The organism is Mucilaginibacter sp. (genome assembly GCF_041663085.1).
GTDB lineage: Bacteria > Bacteroidota > Bacteroidia > Sphingobacteriales > Sphingobacteriaceae > Mucilaginibacter.
The window spans coordinates 19,611-41,319 of sequence record NZ_JBAZRC010000004.1 but is presented as its reverse complement, the minus strand read 5'-3'; the positions used below and the strand labels follow the sequence as shown (position 1 = coordinate 41,319).

Annotated in this window: 14 protein-coding genes; 6 read left to right on the top strand and 8 right to left on the bottom strand. The window is 44.4% G+C overall.

All coding sequences use genetic code 11. The annotated features are described in order from the left end of the window. Positions 1–295: 295 nt before the first annotated feature. The 6 genes from WC615_RS02580 to WC615_RS02555 form a co-directional block, all read right to left on the bottom strand. On the bottom strand, positions 296–2,851 hold the full coding sequence (locus WC615_RS02580) for a hypothetical protein (protein WP_372976583.1): 2,556 nt from the start codon (positions 2,849–2,851) through the stop codon (positions 296–298). 42 nt (positions 2,852–2,893) lie between these two features. Further along, positions 2,894–3,202: a hypothetical protein gene (locus WC615_RS02575; RefSeq protein WP_372976582.1), complete on the bottom strand. Its 309-nt coding sequence runs from the start codon at positions 3,200–3,202 to the stop codon at positions 2,894–2,896. 193 nt (positions 3,203–3,395) lie between these two features. Further along, a complete protein-coding gene (locus WC615_RS02570) occupies positions 3,396–4,061 on the bottom strand; it encodes a response regulator (RefSeq protein ID WP_372976581.1) in 666 nt (221 codons plus the stop codon). Positions 4,062–4,063: 2 nt separating this feature from the next. Then, complete coding sequence (locus WC615_RS02565) at positions 4,064–4,858, bottom strand: sensor histidine kinase (RefSeq protein ID WP_372976580.1); 795 nt, start codon at positions 4,856–4,858, stop codon at positions 4,064–4,066. Then, complete coding sequence (locus WC615_RS02560; RefSeq protein ID WP_372976579.1) at positions 4,825–5,475, bottom strand: hypothetical protein; 651 nt, start codon at positions 5,473–5,475, stop codon at positions 4,825–4,827. The genes WC615_RS02565 and WC615_RS02560 overlap by 34 nt, the downstream gene beginning before the upstream one ends. A 68-nt stretch (positions 5,476–5,543) precedes the next feature. Beyond that, a complete protein-coding gene (locus tag WC615_RS02555; protein WP_372976578.1) occupies positions 5,544–5,933 on the bottom strand; it encodes a hypothetical protein in 390 nt (129 codons plus the stop codon). A 298-nt stretch (positions 5,934–6,231) separates the two neighbouring features. Here WC615_RS02555 and WC615_RS02550 point away from each other — a divergent pair, with 298 nt between their 5' ends. Genes WC615_RS02550 through WC615_RS02535 form a run of 4 tightly spaced genes read left to right on the top strand, consistent with a single transcriptional unit; the run spans position 6,232 to position 17,517 of the window. Continuing rightward, positions 6,232–14,133, top strand: coding sequence for a gliding motility-associated C-terminal domain-containing protein (locus WC615_RS02550; RefSeq protein WP_372976577.1), 7,902 nt, complete (start codon positions 6,232–6,234; stop codon positions 14,131–14,133). A gap of 31 nt (positions 14,134–14,164) precedes the next feature. After that, positions 14,165–15,169: a PorP/SprF family type IX secretion system membrane protein gene (locus WC615_RS02545; protein WP_372976576.1), complete on the top strand. Its 1,005-nt coding sequence runs from the start codon at positions 14,165–14,167 to the stop codon at positions 15,167–15,169. 10 nt (positions 15,170–15,179) lie between these two features. Continuing rightward, positions 15,180–17,156, top strand: coding sequence for an OmpA family protein (locus tag WC615_RS02540; protein WP_372976575.1), 1,977 nt, complete (start codon positions 15,180–15,182; stop codon positions 17,154–17,156). Positions 17,157–17,181: 25 nt separating this feature from the next. Further along, positions 17,182–17,517 (top strand): hypothetical protein, encoded by a 336-nt coding sequence (locus WC615_RS02535; protein WP_372976574.1) that lies wholly within the window; start codon positions 17,182–17,184, stop codon positions 17,515–17,517. Between the two features lie 74 nt (positions 17,518–17,591). On the opposite strand, the gene WC615_RS02530 is transcribed toward WC615_RS02535, so the two are convergent. Together WC615_RS02530 and WC615_RS02525 are read right to left on the bottom strand one after the other, a co-directional pair. Continuing rightward, positions 17,592–17,792 (bottom strand): YtxH domain-containing protein, encoded by a 201-nt coding sequence (locus WC615_RS02530; protein WP_372976573.1) that lies wholly within the window; start codon positions 17,790–17,792, stop codon positions 17,592–17,594. A 293-nt stretch (positions 17,793–18,085) separates the two neighbouring features. Next, positions 18,086–18,214 (bottom strand): hypothetical protein, encoded by a 129-nt coding sequence (locus tag WC615_RS02525; protein WP_372976572.1) that lies wholly within the window; start codon positions 18,212–18,214, stop codon positions 18,086–18,088. A 130-nt stretch (positions 18,215–18,344) separates the two neighbouring features. Between WC615_RS02525 and WC615_RS02520 the strand changes: the two genes are divergently transcribed. After that, on the top strand, positions 18,345–19,829 hold the full coding sequence (locus WC615_RS02520) for an alpha-amylase (RefSeq protein ID WP_372976571.1): 1,485 nt from the start codon (positions 18,345–18,347) through the stop codon (positions 19,827–19,829). A 94-nt stretch (positions 19,830–19,923) separates the two neighbouring features. Further along, positions 19,924–21,705, top strand: a complete 1,782-nt coding sequence (locus tag WC615_RS02515; RefSeq protein WP_372976570.1) for a glycoside hydrolase family 9 protein — start codon at positions 19,924–19,926, stop codon at positions 21,703–21,705. Positions 21,706–21,709: the final 4 nt, after the last annotated feature.

The window sequence follows — 21,709 nt, the reverse complement described above, 5'->3', positions numbered from 1 at the left end:
AAAGTAACACTAAGTTTTAATATGCAAAGAATTTAATTGTAATTTATTTGTAACATTTTAATAGATGTACATTTTAAATTATTGCATTTGCAATATTACGTTATTTCTGTTAACAAATGTTTAATTGTTTGTTAATTTAATAAACAATTGTTTGGTTGACAGCTAAATATTTTGCAAACCCGCTAATATTCATTTAGATACCAATTATGCACCACCAAATAAATTTGAACTGGAGGGGTAAAAGCAAAGGCGTTTACATTGTAAACGCCTTTTGCAATTGTGATTAGGTGGAAGGTTAAGTATTGTACAGCGGTATGGTTTTAAAATAAAGATTAGCGGTAAGCCCGCACTCTCGCAGTAGCTTGGTATGTTCATAATGGCATTGTTTATAAAACTGCGGGTATAAGTCTGCTATTTGCGGGGTATTAAGTATAATTAATAATACAAATATTTGAGATAATTTTTGCCCATGTGCTATTTGAGCATGAGATTTAATGTCTTCAATAATATGCGTGTATTTGTTTAGGCTGATATTGGTTTTTATACGTAATGCATAAAATAAATTCTTCATGTAATCTGTAAATGCACTGGCATCCTGTTTATATGATGTAGAATAAATAGAATAGATCTCAACAAGTTGCCTGGTTTTACCTAACCTGAAATAGCAATCGGCGGTTGCCATATTTAAGAAAAAACTGTAGCCGTAATTGGTGGTAAAATCGGTCTCTTTATAATGTTTCTTTAAAACATTAATGTATCGTAATGTTTTAACCGGGTTATTAGTAAGTAATAGGGTATATGCGCCCAGTAGGTAAAGCATATCGTTTGATGCATTGTTTTCAAAGTAATTCCCTTCATAAGGCGGGTTAAAGTAAAAGCGCGTCAGTTCAACAAATATCCCTTTTTTTATAACCCCATTTTTAAAATAACTATACATGGCATCAATGCAATGTAGCGGGTTTATTGAAAACTTGTTATAATCTTCTGGCGGGAAGCTTTGCAGTTTAATAAGATTTTTATGGAGGTCATCCAGGTTCATCCGCATAACGGCAGAAACCGCAAGCGCTGTATAAATTAGGATCCGTTTGCGGCTGGCCAGGCCAAACTTTGATAAGCAATGCAATGTTTTTTCATGTCGGATGTTAATAAATTCGAGCCCAAAAAAGTAATTGAAAAGTTCTTTACTGCAATCCTGCTTAAAATATAGTACAAGCGATTCTGATTTATTTGCGGCTGAAAATTCTTTCTCGAACAGGTCGCCCAGGAAAATGATCAGATTTGATTTTTCTGTAAATGTTAATTGTGTTTGGGCCAACAGGTCAAAACTTTTTTGCTGCCCTGTTTTAATGGCATATATAATGCACCATTTTAAAACAGAAAGTTTATGCGGGTTATTGGCAAATTGTGTGTTTATGCCTTTAATAAGTGCTGTATCAAATATAAAATTGTTGGCATTAAGCAAAGTTTTGGCTATGGTATACTCTAAAAAACTATCGTTGCTAAACTGTATGCATGTACGATAGTGGAGGTCTGAACTGGTATTAAGCTCACGTATAAAGCCAATGCTTATTAGTTCATTATAAGCATTATGGTATTGTTTTATAAGCGCATTTACTTTGGTTTTTGGTACATTGTATATCTGTTGGGCAAAATCCATTTGCTCAATTAAACCTTTTAATAACAAAACCTTTTCGGCCGAATGATGGCCAAGGTAAATTTTATTAAGAATAAACGTCGAGATCAGTTCATGTATAGAAACGTGATTTATATCGGTAAGTGTAAAGTTATCTTTATGCTCTTTATAATAAAACTGAAAATATAAAGGGTGATTAAAATCGTCTGCAAGGTCAACCGCTGCAAAATCTTTAGCGGCGGGGTTAATATTTAAACAAAGTTCTTTTATTTCTTGCGGGCTAAATAAGGGGATATTGGTAGCCCATTGTTCATTCCCTATAAACCCTTTAAGCCAGCTGCTGTTTCCGTTATCTATATCATGTTTGTTATTTATCCATGTAGATGACCGCATGGTTAATATCAACTTAAACCATGGTACAAATTGATACAATGAAAAAATATCAAGCAATTGATTAAGGAGTAGCTTGAATTGCTCTGGTTTATAAACATATTCATCCAGGTCATCTATCACCAGGAAAAAATTGCCACCCTTTTTTTGCTCCTTATCAAACAGGGTGGCTATATCATTGTCTGCAGAGTAGCCAAGTAAGGCCAACAGCCAGTGATTAAGGTCGCGCCCGCTTAAAAAGGCGTTCATTAACGCGCTTGTGCTAAAAAACAAAATAATATCATTTGTTTTGCCTTCCGTATTTAATATAAGCCGTTCTTCTATCCAGTGGCACAGAGCTATAGTTTTACCATATCCTGCGGGAGCAGCAAGTATTGTTGCCGTATAATCCCCGTTTAAAAATTCATTAAAGTGTTCGTCAAGAAACTGTCTTTTAATAGTTTGGCTATACGGTATGCCCGATTTATTGCGCAATACTTGTAGCGTAAAGCTGGTAATTTTGCCGGCATTTAATTTAAGTATTTCCCAACCGGCACTTGTATCTTGTGTTTTAACGGTGTTTTGATCTTGCTCGAGGCAAAAGTCTTCCCAACTTGGGTAGCCGCAGTATTTAGCCATAACATCTATGGTAAATAATGAGGGTTTAAACTTGCTGTAGGCAAAACCATAAACACGTTTTAACGTGGTTTCGCTAATACTTTGCTTGGTTTTGTTAAATATACTGGCCGAAATTATTTTACAATCACAGGGGGTTATGGTTGATAGCCCCGTTTCTGTTAATACGGCTGTTTTTAGTAATTCGTAGTATTGAGGTAATAATGTAGTCATCTATGACGATTATTATACTGCTATTTATATTGTTTGTTTGTGTTAGGCAATAACTAACTGGATACATTGGCGTACGGTTAAGTTTTTTGATACATCGCCTTTTACTACCCGTTTCCCTGTTTTATATTCCTCAGCTACCATGCGTAACTTTTCTTCAAGCTTTCTGCATAATTCTTCGTCTTTGTCATATCCTATTGATTGTAAGGGGGTATTCGTCAATAAATTATAAGACTGTTCTACAGGCAGGCCACAGATATTTAAAATATCATACTTAATTTGATTGCTGATAAATACTATATCCATTTTTAAAGCCTTACAGAATATTTTTAATTTATACGTAAATATAGTCATTCAGTTACGGCAAAAATCAGGGTCTTTTTTTACTATAAATGTATTGTTTATTTGAAAGTTAAACAATTTTACTTATTGGCAATAACCGCAATGGTAATTAATTATGAAATTAATAAAACTAACCGGTGGTATGGCAAAATAGGAGGGGTGGGGTAACTACGTGATTTTAAAATCACGTAGTTTTACGTGGTTTTTAAAAAGATGCGTCAAGCAGTTGATATTTAATAGCGAAAAGCACCAGGCCGGCTGTAGTGCGGCATTTTATTTTGTTTATCAGGCCAACACGGTGCCCTTCAACAGTACGCACACTTATATATAACTCGGCTGCTATTTCTACATTGTTGTATTCTCTGCAAAGCAATTTAAGCACCTGGCTTTCACGTTTTGATAACGTAATGGGGGCGCCACTCAAATCTTGCAACGCCGGGCGGTTTTTAGCACCGCTTCGTAACGATTTTATTATTTGCTTATTAAAATAAAAGCCTGTTTTATATACAGTATTAATGGTTAAAAGTAATTCATCCTTATCGCAATTTTTAACCAGGTAGGATGATGCTCCCTCACTTATCATTTGTGATATTAATAGTTCGTTAGCGTGTACAGTTAGTATAATTACCTTAATATGGGGGTAGTTGTTTTGCAGGTATTTATTCAGCTCTATGCCATTCATGCCCGGCATATCCATATCAATTATGGCAATATCAATCTTTATATCGAAAGTTTTTAGTGTTTCAATAAATGCCTGGCCACTGTTGCACTCTGCCATCAGTTTAAAATTCTCAATAGAATTTATAAGTAATGAGAGGCTTTGCCTAAATAAGTTTTGATCATCAACTATTACTATATTGATTTGGCTCATAATTAAACTATAGGGCTTTCAATTTTTATGCAGAAACCTTTGCCAGAGTACGGTTCAAGTAAGTAAGTGGCATTAATGTTAAGCAACCGGCTCTCTATATTTTGCATGCCCATCCCTTTTTTTACCAATTCCACATCTGCTGTTAGGCCCTTGCCATTATCTGCATAATCTATATGTAAAGTATCATTTACCATGTTAAGATTGATGTTTGCCTTACTTGCGCCCGAGTGTTTTATGGTATTGTTTAATAATTCTTCTAAAACCCTATACAGCGCGGTTGAAGTTTGTAACGGTAGTTTCTCTAAAGCTTGTTCGGCATTGTTTACGAGTGTTATTTCTAACTTGCCCGACTGGTTGATAATAGTGCAGTGCTCATTAATTGCTGCTGCCAGGCCGTAATATCTTAATGTAGATGGCGATAGGTTATGGGAGATGTTACGTACATCTTTAACTATCTTATCAATAATTGTTTTGGTAGATTGGGTGAAATCCTGATGCGCTTTAACATCATCACCGGGCTTAAACATTTCTATCAGCAACCTTAAGCCCGATGCCGTGGTGCCTACATCATCGTGCAGATCCTGCCCAATGCGTTTTCGTTCAGCCTCCTGCGATTCGATAACAGCACGTAACAACTCTTTTTGGTGGTCTATCTGTGCCTGTTGAAAGTGCTGGCGTTGCCTTAATAATTTATTTTGGTTACGAATAGAAAAGAAAATGAATGACACGACCAATAAAAAGGTCCCTGCCATTCCCAGTATTACTAATACGTAGATGTTATCCGGTGTGTTTTGCATTTATAAAGTCCTACGGCGAATAAAATATATTGAAGCAACAGTATAGTATCGTGTGCGCTCCAAACAATTCTGTTAATCAGTTTGCCGGCGCCAAGTAAATAATTACTGAAAATAAACATGAATAAACAGCTTGCGAAATAGATCAGTATCCCGGCGTTTATCCAATTATAAGCATCATCTCCCCAATTTTGCTCCTCGTTATTTTGCTCAAGTATAAAAAGCATACTGTAAACAATTATAATAATAGCTTCTAAAGGTCGTGTATAAGTATTAAATTCTATTTTATTTTGAATGAACAGGTAATTAACTATACATAAAATACTAAAAACCACAATTAAAGCGTATATACTTTTTTGTTTTTTTAAGCTGTAAAACTTGCTGTAAAATAGTGAGATAAATAAAAATTCAAAAATGCTATAAACATGAAACAAGGGGGTTGTATAATAGTGGAATGCTATCATCGTTAAATTAATAACATTTGCAAACCCCTGAAACACCAAAAACCACAGGATAACCCTTAATGGTTTTGTTAAAAAGTTATAGTTTTTAATGCCTGCTAAAACAGGTATTAATATAGCAGCCGGTACAATATAGGTTACGTAAATTAAATATAGCATTAATGATGTTTATAGGCCTTAAATATATGTATAAAGCCTATAAACATCATCCGAAATTGAATGTAAAATTACGCGTCTAAAGTATCTCCAACCGTAACAGGGCACTCAGGCGGGCAAGCTTTGGTGAAATCATACACGTTACTTTGTGAGTCTCCCAATCCCCCGCCAACTATTGCTTTTACAAGTACTTCCTGCCCGTTTTCTACCGGCACCAGCATTAGCTTGGCAGTAAGCGGGTCGGTTGCCGATTCAAGGCCGATAAACGCTCTTACAGCTTCGGCATCGGGGTTATAAAGCATAATGTTTTGAAAATCAATAATGGGGATAAGAAATGATCGGGCAATAAATTCAGAGCTACTGGTAGAAAGATAAGTGCGCCAGTTGTCGGCCCATTCTCTTGCAATTTCAACCGGTATTGTGCCGTCAGGGTCATTAGTCGAAGTGGTTTCGGTGTTCATGTAGTTTAAATTTTAATATGTTTATTCTGTGTAATTAAGTTTTTTGTCCGTCTCAAAGAGAATACTTTTTATTCACAATATTCAAAAAACTTATCACTTGTAGGCTAATGCATAGGCAATTTAATAAATAAAGAAAGTTGAGTTACCGGCTTCAAATTAATGAACAAAATGAACAGGATTATTTAGTTGTGAACGGGAAGCAGAAATGTAAAAATAACTGAACAAAGTGTTTTCAATCATTTAGTGGGCCATGTCCGTAATTAGGGGTGTAACAGATCACATACCTAACACTCTATGCATGAAAACCTCTACCTTTTTTAGCAGGTACGTAGCTCTACTATTCCTGCTGTTATTCTCGTCAATAAAAGTTAACGCACAGCGTAATTATGCAACTACACAGGCAAGCGGCACAACAGCTTTGTTATGCGCAGGTTGCGTTGTAGACAACAAATCCTCGGCCATTGATGCCAATTTGCAAACCCACTCTACCATTAACGTACCGGTGGGGCTTTTAGCATCAACCTACCAGGAACTTATTTTTCCGGTAAAGATCGCAGCAAACACGCCGTTAACCATTAAGCTTGGTACAGGCGATAACCTGCTCGATCTTACGGCGCTGGGTAATATCACCATCAGGCCCTACAACGGCAATAGCCCGGTAGGCGGGGGCGTCTCCGCAGCCACACTGGTTAGCGCTTTAAGCAATAACAACCAGGTGCAGCTTAGTATAACCCCAACCCAAACCTATGATAAAGTAAGGGTGACGCTCAATGGAGGGCTTTTAAGCCTTTTAAGCAGCATTTATGTGTATGAGGCATTTTACAACGGGCCTGCAAGTGTAGCCTGTAACAATGCTTACGACGAATTACATGGTATTTCCGCAGGGTTGTTAAACCTGGGCGTTGATGTAGGCGGCGTTGCTAATCCGCAAAATGCGATTGATGGCAATATCAACACGGCTTCAACCCTAAACGCGGGTGTTGCGGCAGTTGGCGCATACGCACAGCAAACCGTTATATACGAACGCCTTTCTGTTTTAGGCGACTCCATCCGGATGACGCTCTCCCTACCACAGGCTATATTGGATGCCGGGGTATTGGCTAATATATCCGTTGTTAGTTATAACGGTAATACAAGCAATAACGACGCAATCTTTTTCAACTCGGCATTGATAAACCTCCGTTTGCTTGATCTCGCCGCGGGGAGGCGCAGGGTAACCATTACCTATGCACCTACAAAAGCATTCGACAGGGTTCAGCTCCGTTTAGGCGGAGGGCTGGCCAGCGCATTATCAACCCTAAACTTATATGAGGCCGAGAAGCTAATACCACGCCCGGTTATTAAGTTTAATAATGTAGTAACTAATAATGCCAATATATGTGCAGGCAGCAGTGTCACACTCACAGCATCAGCCAATGTGCCCGGTACAACATTTAACTGGTACACTGCCGCAACCGGGGGCAGCCCTGTTCATACAGGGGCTACCTATTCACCGGCTGTAGCAGGTACTACAACTTACTACGTATCCGCAGCGCGCGCGGGCTGTACAGATGAGTCTGAACGTGCCCCGGTAACCGTTACGGTTAACCCTATCCCGGTAGCGCCGGTTATTACCAACAATAATATCAGCGTATGCCCCGGCGGTACCGTCACATTTACTGCACAGCCGGTAAGCGGGGTTACCATTAACTGGTATGCTGCTGCAACAGGCGGCACGCCAATAGCCACCGGTAACAGTTTTACCACAGATGCTATTAACGCAACAACCCCGTTTTATGCTGAAGCAATAACCGGCGGTACTTGTCCAAGTCCAACACGTACCCAGGTAACCGCAACCCTGAGTACATTACCTGCTGTGCCAACCTTAACCGCCAATAATGTAACCATTTGCGATGGTGATGTAGCCGTACTCTCAATTGCATCGCCGGTGGCGGGGCAAACGTATAACTGGTACAGTACATCAACAGGTGGTACATCTTTATTTACAGGTGTAAACTTTACCAGCCCTGTATTACATAGCAATGCTGTTTATTTTGCAGCCGCTGTAAATGCCACAGGCTGCGAAAGCGCCACAAGGGTACAGGCAAATGTTACGGTATCGCCAAAACCGGCAGACCCGGTGCTTGCTGCCAATAACCTAACCGTAAGTGCGGGCCAAACCGCTACCATAAATGTAACCAATACGCAAACAGGCGTTATTTACAGGTGGTATACATCTGCAAATGCAGCAACGGAGGTACATACCGGCAGTAATTATACTACCCCGCAGCTTTATACCAATACCACTTATTATGTAGCAGCGTTTAACGCAGCGGGTTGTGAATCGGTAAACCGTACAGCTATTACTATTAATGTAACCATTAATAACAATTCGCCCTGTACGTTTGCCAATGTACAGGTGCCGGATGTTAACGGATTATGTATAGGCTGTTCTATCGCCAATAATGCGTTAGCAACCGATGCCGATACTACCACCGCTTCATCTCTCCATGTGATTGCCGGTTTATTGGGAGGCTACGCGCAACAAACGCTGCAGTTTCAACAACCCGGTTTTGCTGGCGATACCGTTAAAGTAGTTTTGAACAGTCCGGTTAACCTTGCCGATGTAAGCGTTGCCGGTGGTGTATCATTAGCACTTTATAATGGCGCAACTTTAGTTGGCCGTTACACGCTTGATAACGCTTTAATAAAAGTACGTTTATTAGGCGGCGGTAACCGTTACGCGGTTTACCTGCGTGCAACGGCAGCTTATGACAGGGTAGAAGTAAGGCTTACATCGGGTGTTGCTACCTTATTAACTGCACTAAATATTTACTACGCCGTACAGCAGTACCCAACACCGGTATTTGCCGATGGCGCACCGCAAATTTGTAGCGGCAGCCCGGCAACATTAACGGTTACAACAGGTGCAAATGGTATTATTAAATGGTACACAGTACCTGTGGGCGGTGCATCTGAACATACCGGTGCTACTTATACAACCGGCAATTTAACAACCACCACAACTTATTATGCCGAATACAGCAGGGGAGCCTGCGTTAGCCCTACCCGTTACCCAATAACCGTAACCGTAAATGATCCGCCTGCCAAACCTATTGTAATACCGGCCAATGCCACTATCACAGCAGGCCAAACCGCTACTTTTAAGGCTACGGCCGCAACAGGCGCTATCATCAAATGGTACGAGGGCCCGGTAGGTGGTACAGCTGTATTTACAGGCAGTACTTTTACCACACCGGCTTTAACACTAAATAAAACATATTATGCTGAGGCGGTATTGGGAAGTTGCCCATCGCCCGACAGGACCGTGGTACCGGTAACCGTAACGCCGGTTGTTGTACCAAATGTAACTGTAGTGCCGCCAACACAGGCTGTTGATCCGGGTACTTCGGCTACGCTTACCGCGTCATCAACCACACCGGGTGTTACCTTTAACTGGTACACAAGCGCGGTAAGTACCGATATTGTGTACACCGGTGCTACCTTTAATACACCACCGGTATTTACCCCAACAACCTATTATGCCGAAGCTGTAGTTACTGCAACGGGTGTAAAATCGGCAACAAGAGCACCTGGTGCTATAACACTCAATGCCGTTACAAACAACCCTGTTCCTTGCGATGCAGCTATCAGCCAAACCAATGCGGTTGGCGGCGGCTTGCTTTGCGCACTATGCGGAATCAGTAACCCTAATGGTTCTATCGATAATAACCGGAACACCTTCTCGCAACTTAACGTGCCGATAGGTGTTTTAGGTGGCTATGCCGAACAGGTACTCCGCTTTGCAAATACCGGCCGCGCCGGCGATAGCGTTGTGGTTGAACTGGGCGTGCCGGGTTCACTGGCAAGTGTAGGTGTACTATCACAAATAAGCCTGGCTACCTATAACGGTGCTACCTTTAATAACGACAGGACTACTGTAAACGGCGCACTTGTCAAGATAACCTTGCTTAATGGTGTAAGCCGTTTCACTGTAGCCTTTAAAGCTAATGCCGATTTCGACAGGATCGAGATCAGGCTTAACTCGGGCGTAGCAGGAGTATTTAACTCTTTAAATATTTATGATGCCGCGCAGGAGGTGGCCAAACCTGTTATTGCTGTAACTCAGGTTACCGCATGTGCCGGCACACAGGCAACCCTTATTGCAACGGTACCTGCCCACGTTACCGTAAAATGGTACACTACAGCGCAGGGAGGCTCGCCGGTGGCTACCGGTGCAACCTTTAATACACCGGTATTAAATGCAACCCGTACTTACTACGCCGAAGCCAGCCGTACTGCCGATGGCTGTACACAAACAATACGTACACCGGTAGTTGTTAATGTTACGCCAACACCGGCCGCACCGGTGGTAAATACACCAACCGTAACCATATGCTCGGGCCAACCGGCAACATTTACAGCGAATGCTGTAACGGGGGTAACCTTTGCATGGTACACCACACAAACAGGTGGCGCACCGGTATCAACAGCTAACCCATTTGTAACCGGGCCACTTACGGCTACTACTGTTTATTATGTAGAAGCGCAAGGCGGCGGGGCATGCGGAAGCTCAACCCGTACACAGGTAACTGCCAATGTTACTTCAACACCATTGGTACCAACGGTATCGCAAAACCCAACACAAACCTGCTCGGGTTCGGTTGCAGTGTTAACTGCTACATCAACCCAGCCGGGGGTAACCTTTAACTGGTACAACGCCGCAACAGGTGGTGCACCAATATTTACGGGCGCAACATTCACCACGCCTGAGCTTACCGCCAGCAGATCATACTATGTTGAAGCCGCATCGGGTACATGTGTTAGCCCAGCCAGGGCAAAAGCAGATGTTACCGTTAACCCCACCCCGGTTACACCTGTTGTAACCATTAACCCGGCCGGCGGGCAGATCGTATCCGGGCAAACTGCAACTTTAACCGCAACATCTACCACTGCGGGCGCTATCTTCAAATGGTATACATCGCCAACAGGCGGTACTGCTATACATACAGGTAACACGTTCACCACACCCGCACTCACATCAAGCACCACTTATTATGTAGAGAGCGTACTGGCCGCAACAGGCTGTACCAGCCCAACCCGCACACAGGTAACAGTTACGGTTAACCCCATATTCTCTACCTCGTGCGATTTTGCTAATACACAGACGATTGATGTTAATGGCGGAGTGCTTTGTGTAGGCTGTACGGTAGTAAACCCTAACAACTCGGTAGATGCTGATACCACAACATTTGGCCGTATAACTCTACCGGTAGCAATAGTTGGTTCTCACGTAAGCCAGATGCTGATATTTAGCGACGGCGGTTTAGCCGGCGACAGTGTTACCGTTAAAATTGGTATCCCCGCTTCACTTGCTACAGTGGGTGTGTTAAATCAACTTCAGATAGCATCTTATAACGGCGTAACCTATAATGGCGACCGAATCAACCTGACCAGCAGTCTGATAAAACTGCGGATCCTGGCAGGCGGTCAGGTAGGGCTGATCCGTTTTGCACCTGGTGCAGCTTTCGATCGTATTGAAATAAGATTGAATAGTGCTGTAGCCGCGTTGTTTAACACAACCGATATATATTACGCCAGTAAGCAGGTAGATGCGCCAACTGTAACAGCATCTACCGTAAATATATGCTCGGGTACCAAAGCTACGTTCACCATAAGTAATCCAAAAGCAGGCGTAACTTACAGGTGGTACTCGGCTGCTGTAGGCGGTACTATTGAAGGCAGCGGTACAACATTTACCACAGATGTGCTTAACAGTACACAAAACTATTTTGTTGAGGCCAGCCGTACATCAAATGGTTGCGCTAACCCTAACAGGGTATCAGTAGCCGCAAATGTTACACCATCGCCGGTTAACCCAACGCTAAACATAACCGCAACTACAATTTGCGCGGGCGACAATGTGACCCTGACTGTAACCAATCCGGGCACATCTATTGTAAAATGGTACAGTGCTGCAACAAACGGCAACCTATTGTTTACGGGCCCAAGCTATATTGTATCGCCGGTTACTACCATGAGCTACTTTGCCGAATTATCAAACGGCGTATGTACCAGCCCGGCACGTACCCAGGCTACAATAACTGTAAACCCTCGTCCGTCTAAACCAGGGGTTGCATCAAACAATGTGCTGGTATGTTCTGGCAGCCCGGCTACATTAACGGTTCAAACCCCCGAAGCGGGCGTTATATATAATTGGTACACCGTTGCAACAGGTGGGGCTATAGAACTTACCGGCGCTACTGTATCAACAGGCCCTATCACCCAAAACACCAGTTATTATGTAGAAGCTGCAACAGCCGCAGGCTGTACAAATAATGGCGGCCGCACCCGTGTTGATGTCACTGTTAGTGGTACTGTTAACGCGCCAACTTTAAGTGCAACAACCACACAGGTTTGCGCAGGCGGTAGTGTAACTATCAGTGTAAACAACCCAATTGCAGGGCAGCAGTATAACTTCTATACAGCGGCTACAAATGGCACATTAGTGCATACAGGTACAAGCTTTACTATTGATAATGTAACTGCCGATGTATCATACTTTGTAGAAGCAACAAACGGCACCTGTACCAGTGCAACCCGCACCCGTACAGATATTGCTGTAACAACGCCGCCAACACCTCCGCAGGTACAAGCGCCGGCAGGTGGTTTAGTTGCCTGCAATGGCTCAGACATTACTATCAGCATTGCCAGCCCGCAGCCAGATTTGGTTTACCGTTGGTACACTGCATCAGTTGGCGGTACCTTATTATATACCGGTACACAGTTTACCACAACTATTACCGGCACAACCACTTTGTATGTTGAAGCTGTAAGCGCGGGTAACTGTAACCCATCGGCCCGTACACCGGTTACGGTAACGGTTAGTCCGCTGCCGAATGACCCGACTGTAGAGTCGCCAACTGTAGCAGTATGTTTAGGCACCAGCGCTACATTAAGGGTGAGTTCGCCGCAGGCCGGTATAACCTACAAGTGGTACGATTCGCCGGCGCAAACTACCGTGTTATTTACCGGTACAACCTATGTAACCGACCCAGTAAACGCAACTACAAACTTCTATGTGGCGGCCTTTAATACGGCAGGTTGCAGCAGCAGTAACCTTGCGCAAGTACAGGTAACCACACGCCCTGCACCTGCACCGCCGGTTATTGCAAACGGCAACCCGGTACAAACATGCCAGGGGACCGCAGCAACGCTTACCGTTACCGATGCACAGGCAGGCTACACTTATAAATTCTACACTGTAGCAACAGGTGGTACTGCGGCGTTTACCGGCACAAGCTATGTAACGCCAAATCTGAATGTTAATACTACTTATTATGTAGAAGCCATTAATGATGACGGTTGCCCATCTGCAAGCCGCACCATGGTGGTGGTAACTGTAAACGCATTGCCAAATGCGCCGCAGGCTTCCGCAACGGGTACGCAGATATGCCCTAATAATGCAACCACATTAACCGCTACCCCACCTGCCGGCAGTACTATAAAATGGTATGCGGCAGCAACCGGCGGCACGGCGTTAGCCTCAGGCAACAGCTTTAACACTCCGGTGCTAAGTACCAACACCACTTATTATGCCGAAGCGGTAAGTACTGCCACAGGTTGCGCATCGGGCAACCGTACACCGGTAACCGTAACCATCCTTGGTCCGCTGGCTGCACCAACAGTGAGTGTGTTAACCAGTACCCCATCAAGCGTAACCTTTACTTACGGTGCCGTTGCGGGTGCCGTGGGTTACCAGGTTAGCCTGGATAATGGCCTAACGTTTAGCGATCCAAGTTCGGGCGCGGCAGGCTTAACCCATACGGTTACAGGCTTAAATCCAAACCAATCGGTAACCATTATAGTGCGTGCGGTAGGTAATGTTGACTGCCAGCTGGGTGCTAATTCAACAGCGGTAACCGGCACTGCGGCCAATCCGTTTGGCGATGGCATATTCATACCAAATGCCTTTACACCCAATGGCGATGGTAACAACGATGTGCTGTACGTGTATGGTAACACTATTCAGAAACTCACCTTCTCGGTTTACGATCAATGGGGCGAACTGCAGTTCCGCACAACCAATAAGGCCGCCGGATGGGATGGTACTTATAAAGGCCACGCGCAGCCGGTAGGCGTTTACGTGTACTACGCTGAGGTAACGCTTGATAGTGGCCAGGTAGTTAAAAAGAAAGGCACTGTTACCCTTATACGATAAGCCAAATACATCACCTAAAACATATCTATACATGAAAAAAATAATCATCATAATAATAGCGGCGCTGCTCCAGGTTGGAGCGGCCAGCCGCCTGATGGCACAGATAGATCCGCATTTTTCGCAATATTATGCTTACCCGCTATACCTTAACCCGGCCTTAACCGGTGTTATAAACGGCGACTTGCGCGTTAACGGAAATTTTAAAAACCAATACGCCAACATCAACAATGCCTATCAAACAGGTGCGCTCTCGGTTGATTACCGGCCTACCGATAAAGTTGGCCTGGGCTTCAATGTAATAAACCAGGCGGCGGGCGATATCGGTTATAACTATTTCGCTGCATATGGCTCGTTTGGTTATGCCATAGCGGTATCAAACGACGGGTTTAAAAAACTGAGTTTTGGCGTACAGGCGGGGGTTATAAACCGAAGCTTTGATGCAGGCAAGGCACAGTTTGGTAGCCAGTTTAACCCCAGCAGCGGGTTCGACCCAACCCTGCCCAGTAACGAGAATTTCCTGAACACAAATGCCACCATTTTTGATGCAGGCGCGGGGGTCTTTTATTACGACGGCGACCCACTGCACAGCGCTAACTTTTTCGGTGGCGTAAGCGCGGCCCACTTAACCCGGTCAAAAGACCCGATATCCATGAACAGCGGTGTGGCTACAATACTGCCCGTACGGTGGACAGCCCACGCCGGGGTACGTATTAAAGCCAATGATTATTTCGACCTGATACCACACGCTATTTATATGCGCCAGCAAAAGGCCGAAGAAAAAGCCGTTGGCGCCTATTCGGAGTTTAAGATCAATGCCGAAAAAGGGCTGATACTGGGCGGTATGTACCGCTTTAAGGATGCCGCGGTAGCTAACGTGGGTTACCATATCAACAGCCTTATTATAGGAGCCAGCTATGATTTTAATACCTCATCATTAAACCGCGCCACCTTTGGCCAGGGCGGTTTAGAGCTGTCTATAAGTTATGTATTCAGAAGACGGATCCAGGAACCTGAACCAGTTTGCCCACGGCTATAACCTTATCAATATGAAAAAGATATTACTTATAATATTAATACTTGGCAACTGTATAGCAGCTAAAGCGCAGTACAGTAAAGATAATCCCCGGGCTTTAGGCGATAAAGCTTTTGATAATAAAGACTGGTACGAAGCCGCTTATTATTACCGCAAAGCAGCCGAGGGCATGAGCCTGATCACACAGCAATCCATCCCCTATACAGGTGGCGGTAAATCGGCAAAAAGGGATATAAAGGGTGGTAAGCCCGAAGAAAGGGCTTATATCTGTTATCGCCTTGGCGAATCGTACCGGGGGTATGAGAACTACCTGGAAGCCGGGCCGTGGTACTATAAAGTGCTTGATGAAAATAACGAAGCGCAGTATCCGCTTAGCCGCCTTTGGTATGGCGTATGCCTGCGCGCCACACAGAATTTTGACGAGGCTATAAAACAGCTTACCCGGTTTAACCTGGCTTATAAAGGCGATGCCAAATACAAAGCCATCGCCGAGAGGGAAATTCGTAACTGCAACTTCGCTAAAGAGCAATACAAATACCCTTTGCTGATAGATGTTGCCAAACGCGGCGGATCGTGGAATTCGGATGGGTCTGACTACGCCCTTTGGCAGCGCGATGGGAACAGTTATTTTACCTCATCAAGGTTTGTAAAGGATGATAAAACGCACCTGAACCGTATTTATACTACAGCCAATAAGGATGGCGGCGAGCCACAGATAATTAAGTTTAAAACCGATGAAAATATTAAAGACCTGGAGTATGGTACGTCATCATTAGCACCTGATGGCCAGCGTATGTATTTTACCCGCTGGTTTAAGGCAGGCAATAAATCCACTTACGCTATTTACACCAGTAAAATAGAAGGGGCCGAATGGGGCACCCCGCAAAAACTGAACGCCAATGTAAATGCCGATGGCTATAACGCTATACAGCCCTTTGTAACTGCCGATGGCAAGCAACTGTATTTTGTATCTACCAAACCCGGCGGGCTGGGGGGCGATGATATATGGGTGGCCGATCTGGGTAGCGATGGTAACCCCATCAATTCGCGCAACCTGGGCGATGCGATAAACACCAGTATGAATGAGCAGGCGCCTTATTATGATATCCGGAATAAAAGGCTTGTGTACAGCTCAAAAGGCTTTTTAGGCCTGGGCGGCTTTGATTTTTTTGAAAGCTTTAACGGCGACGGCAAATGGACAACACCTGTAAACATGGGTTATCCCATGAACTCCGCCAAGGACGACCTATACTATGTGCCCGATAATGCTGACCTAAACAAATTCTACATCAGCAGCGACAGGGAATCTGACTGCTGTTTGAACCTTTTTGAGGTGAACGACAAGCGCCACATGCTTACCGGTATAGTGGTTGATTGCGATACCCGTAAAGCCCTGCCCGGGGTAAAGGTGAGCTTTGTTGACTCACTTACCAAACAAACCATCAAACAGATAGTAACCGATAAAACCGCACGCTACAGCTTTGATGTAAAAAACCGCAGACCGTACAATTTAGTACTCGAAAAAACCGGGTATTTCAGCAAAGTGCTGCCCGCCCCCGCATCGGGCGAGATGAAGGGCGATACCCTGTTTAACCCCGAAATATGCCTGCAGGCCTTTAAAGTAGATAAGGCTATCGTCATCAAAAATGTACTGTATGATTATGACAAGGCCACACTCCGGGCCGAATCGAAATTGGTGCTGAATGAGCTGGTAACCATTATGAAGGACAACCCTAAGATAAAGGTTGAACTGGCCGCGCATACCGACTCGAAAGGCAGCGACAAATACAATTACAGGCTATCTCAAAAACGTGCCCAGGCATGCGTGGATTACATCATATCGATGGGGATAGAAGAGGGTCGCATCTACGCGAAAGGTTATGGCGAAAGCAGGCCTATCGCACCAAATACTTTACCTAACGGAAAGGACAACCCCGAAGGAAGGCAGCTAAACAGACGTACAGAATTTAAGGTGTTAAAATTAGAATAAGGGAATTAGAATAAGGGACATAACTATGAAAAACGCGATTGCAATTACCAGACCAACCCTTAAAACCAAGGGGTTTTCAACACATCACATTGATATTTTCAGCTACATTTTGCTGGGAAAAACCAATCGGGAAATTAACTTAATGCTGGGTTACACCAGGCGATCGCACGCCGTGGTTGACCATTCACGAAAGGTGATGTATAAGCTGCTTGCCCTTGAAGAACTTTGCCGTAAAGACAATAAAAGCCGGGTAACATACCCGAGGCAGTACCAGTTTTGGTGGAAGAAGCTGCTTGATAAACATATGCCTGCACTGTTATCAGTAGCCATTGCCCCCTGTTTTTACGAAGGCGATGAATAATAACAGGTAGCTAAAAGCAAAGCCAGCCTATTATTAGGCTGGCTTTGCTTTTTTATAATAACTACGGCTGATGATCAATATCCGCCGTTAGGGCGTGCTTGCTCTACAACCTGCTCTACCTTTTCGGTTGCAAAGTTTTTAGCTTTTTCAAACCATTGTGGTGCATCCTCGGTAATATCATCCAGGATGGAGCGGCCGTCAGGGCCTTTTTTGGTAATGTAGTTTATCCCGTACCCGATGGCTGCGCCAACCGCTATAAATTTTAATAAGCCCATGATGTTTATGTTTTTTTGGTAAATGTATATAGGGTTAATTACAAGTATGATGCCAATAAACAACTTATGTTACAGGTTATTTCTTTCAAACTCCGCTATCAGTTTTTTAGTAGCCCTGGTCTTGTATGCAATCAACAGCACCTCCGTTAATTGTTCGGGCACGGCTTTAGCCAGGTGGGCCTATACATAATCATAATTTAAATAATGGTCGGTACCAAAGTATACGTCGGGATATAGGCGCATCCATTTATTTCGCTCGCCGCTTGTAATGGCCAGGGTTTCGCCGTCTTCTTTTATGCGGGCAAATAGTTTTTTGCCGCATAAAAGGCAGGTGTGCCGTAAGCCGGTTTTTCGGTTACGCCGGGTAATGGTAACAGCGTTTTTCTTAAAAATTCAAGATATATAAATATGTTGGTATCCATAAAAGCAAGGTGACTAAAGTTAACAAGGCCGAAAAATATTATTGAAGGGCGAACAAATAAAGATTTTTTTATATCTACCCAAAACTAAAAGCCGCTGCTTAAGTTGTACGGTGATAAATTATATTGGCACATGGAAAATTTTACAATGCTACAGTTTTTTGAATGGTACTACCCCGGCGACGGAAGTTTATGGGAGCATTTAAAAAACGAGTCGGGTAGGTTGAAAAGTATAGGGATAGATGCAGTATGGCTGCCACCGGCACAAAAAGGTGCGGCAGGCGGGTACTCGGTAGGGTACGATGTTTATGACATATATGACCTTGGCGAGTTTGATCAAAAGGGATCGGTACGTACCAAATACGGTACAAAACAGCAATTACTGGAGGCAGTACAGGCAGCAAAAGGGGCAGGTTTAAACGTATATGTTGATGTGGTGCTAAACCATATGGGCGGGGCAGACGAAGCCGAAAAAGTTACTGTACGCAAGGTAAACCCCGAAAACCGGAACGAGTTTACAAGCGAGCCATACGAGATAGAGGCGTTCACTAAATTTACCTTTCCCGGCAGGCAGGGCAATTACTCGCAGTTTGTGTGGGACTGGCAATGCTTTAGCGGGGTTGACCATGATAATGCTACCGGCGAGAACGCTATCTTCAGCATACAAAACCAATATGGCGAAGCCTGGGAGGATGTTGTGGGCGATGAGAACGGCAACTTTGATTACCTGATGCTGGATGATATTGATACCCGTAACCCCGCCGTGCGCGACGAATTAAAACGCTGGGGTAAATGGTACCACGATACGGTTGGCTTTAACGGGATGCGCCTGGATGCCATTAAACATATCTCTTTCGATTTTTATAACGACTGGCTGGATCACATGCGTGGCGAGACAGGCGAAGAACTATTTACGGTTGGCGAATACTGGAGTTACGAGGTAAGCTTATTACTGGAATACATTGAAGCTACCGCCGGCCGCATGTCGCTTTTTGACGCGCCGCTGCACAATAACCTGCACGAGGCATCGGTACAGGGCAATAGCTACGACCTGACCACCATATTTGATAATACGCTGGTAGCAGCTAACCCCGACAGGGCAGTTACACTGGTTGAGAACCACGATACCCAACCGCTGCAATCATTAACCCAACCGGTTGATTATTGGTTTAAGCCAATAGGTTACGCGCTTATTTTGCTGCGCGAAAGTGGGTACCCGTGTGTGTTTTACCCCGACCTGTACGGCTCAAAATATACCGACAAAGGCGAAGATGGCAACGACCACGAAATAATACTGGCCCCGGTTGGCGAACTGGAAAGCCTGCTATACGCCCGCAAGCATATTGCTTATGGCCAGCAGCGCGATTATTTTGACCACCCTAACTGCATAGGCTGGACACGCGAAGGCGACGACGAACACGAAAACTCAGGCTGCGCGGTAGTGATATCAAATGGAGAGGAAGGCAATAAAAAGATGGAAATTGGCCAGCGCCATGCCGGTAAAGTTTTTGTTGATTACCTGGGCAAGCACGATGCCGAGATAACTATTGGCGATGATGGCTGGGCCGAATTTTTTGTACGCCCGGGCTCGGTATCAGTTTGGGCGATAAAAAATTGATTGATTGCTAAAATAGCTTATTTTTAGGCCGCAATATCTTTTAAATAAAGGTGTTGCGGCCTTTTTGCATCTAAACGTCAATCTCACAAAAAAAATGAAAAGTCTTTATAAGGCATTGCTGTTCAGCTTGTTTTTGATACACCCATTCATCACTTATGCAAAACCTGTTATTTACGTAAACCAAATTGCATTTGATAGCAACGCGCCAAAAACGGCTGTAGTGCAGTTAGATGTTAAGGCAATAGGTAAACTTCCTTTTAGCTTGATTGATGCCGCCGGTAAAATTGCTTTTACAGGCATATTGGGCGCACCCCAGGTTATTACCGACTGGCGCCCCGGAAAGGTGTTTTACAAGGCAGATTTTTCAACCTTCGCCAAGGCGGGCAAATACACCCTGCGGATAAAAGTTGCAGGCGCGCTTTACACCTCTTACAAGTTTGAAATTGGCGAGAACGCTTTGGCCAAACAAACGCTCTCGGCCATTATACATTATTACAATAAGCAACGCGCCAATACCCCGCAAGAGCTTACTGCCGATATGAACCTGCAGCTTTTTGGCAGCAATAAAACAGTTAATATGCGCGGCGGCTGGTGCGATGCATCGGGCGATGTAAGCAAGTACTTTTCGCACCTGGCTTATGCCAACTATATGTCGCCCCAGCAAATCCCGCTGGTTACCTGGTCTATGGTGAGTACATCTGATAAGATCCCCGCCCTGCTAACCAAATGGAACCTCAAAGATTCATTAGATAAGGAAGCGCTTTATGGTGCCGATTATATGATGCGGGCACTGTCTGACGATGATTATTTCTATATGATCGTGTTTAGCTATTTTGATAAAAACCCGGCCGCGCGCAGGGTAGTGGGTTTGCTGGCAAACAGCATTACTACCAACCAGTACCAATGCGCGTTCCGCGAAGGCGGGGGGATGGCTATTGCTGCATTGGCCCGTATCTCTCAATGGAAAAAAGACGGCAACTTTACCTCGCAGCAATATCTTGATGGCGCCAAACGAGCGTTCGCACACCTCCTGCTATATAATACCCAATACGATGACGACGGCAAAGAAAATATTATTGACGATTACTGCGCACTGATGGCCGCTACCGAACTTTGGATAGCTACCAATGATACGCTATACCGTGATGAGGCCCGCAAACGCGCCACAAATCTTAACAAAAGGATGAGCCCTGCCGGATACTTCCTGGCAAATGATGCGGGCAGGCCTTACTGGCACGCATCTGACGCGGGGCTGCCCATTGTGGCCTTATCCAGGTATTTGGATGCAGAAAAAGATGAAACGCATCGCGCGGAAGCGTTAAAAACTATAAAACAGGCTTTAGATTATAACCTGGCGGTAACCGCTAAGGTAAGTAACCCATTTGGTTATGCCCGCCAAAGCTTTATGTTTAAAGGTAAGGTAAAGGATGGCTTTTTCATTCCGCATGAGAACGAAACCGGCTGGTGGTGGCAGGGCGAGAACGCGCGCCTCGGCTCGTTAGCTACCGCGGCAATTGTGGGCGGCAGGCTGGCTTACCCGGCGCAGGCTAACTGGGGAATTAAGTCAACACTTGGTGCGTATGCTTCACAGCAATTATCATGGATAATGGGTGGCAACCCCTACAACCGTTGTTTTATTTATGGATTTGGTAAAAATAATGTGCCGTACATGGCATCAAATTTTGGGCATGGTTCTCAGCGCGGCGGCATTTCTAACGGTGTTACAGGTAAGGATGGCAACCCTGATGGCTCGGGTATCGATTTTAAAACCGAAGCCAAAGGCGACGAATGGCGCTGGACAGAGCAATGGATACCGCACGCGGCCTGGTTTTTGCAAGCTGTTGCAGCAACGGCACAACCCGTCGGTGTTAAGTAAATGC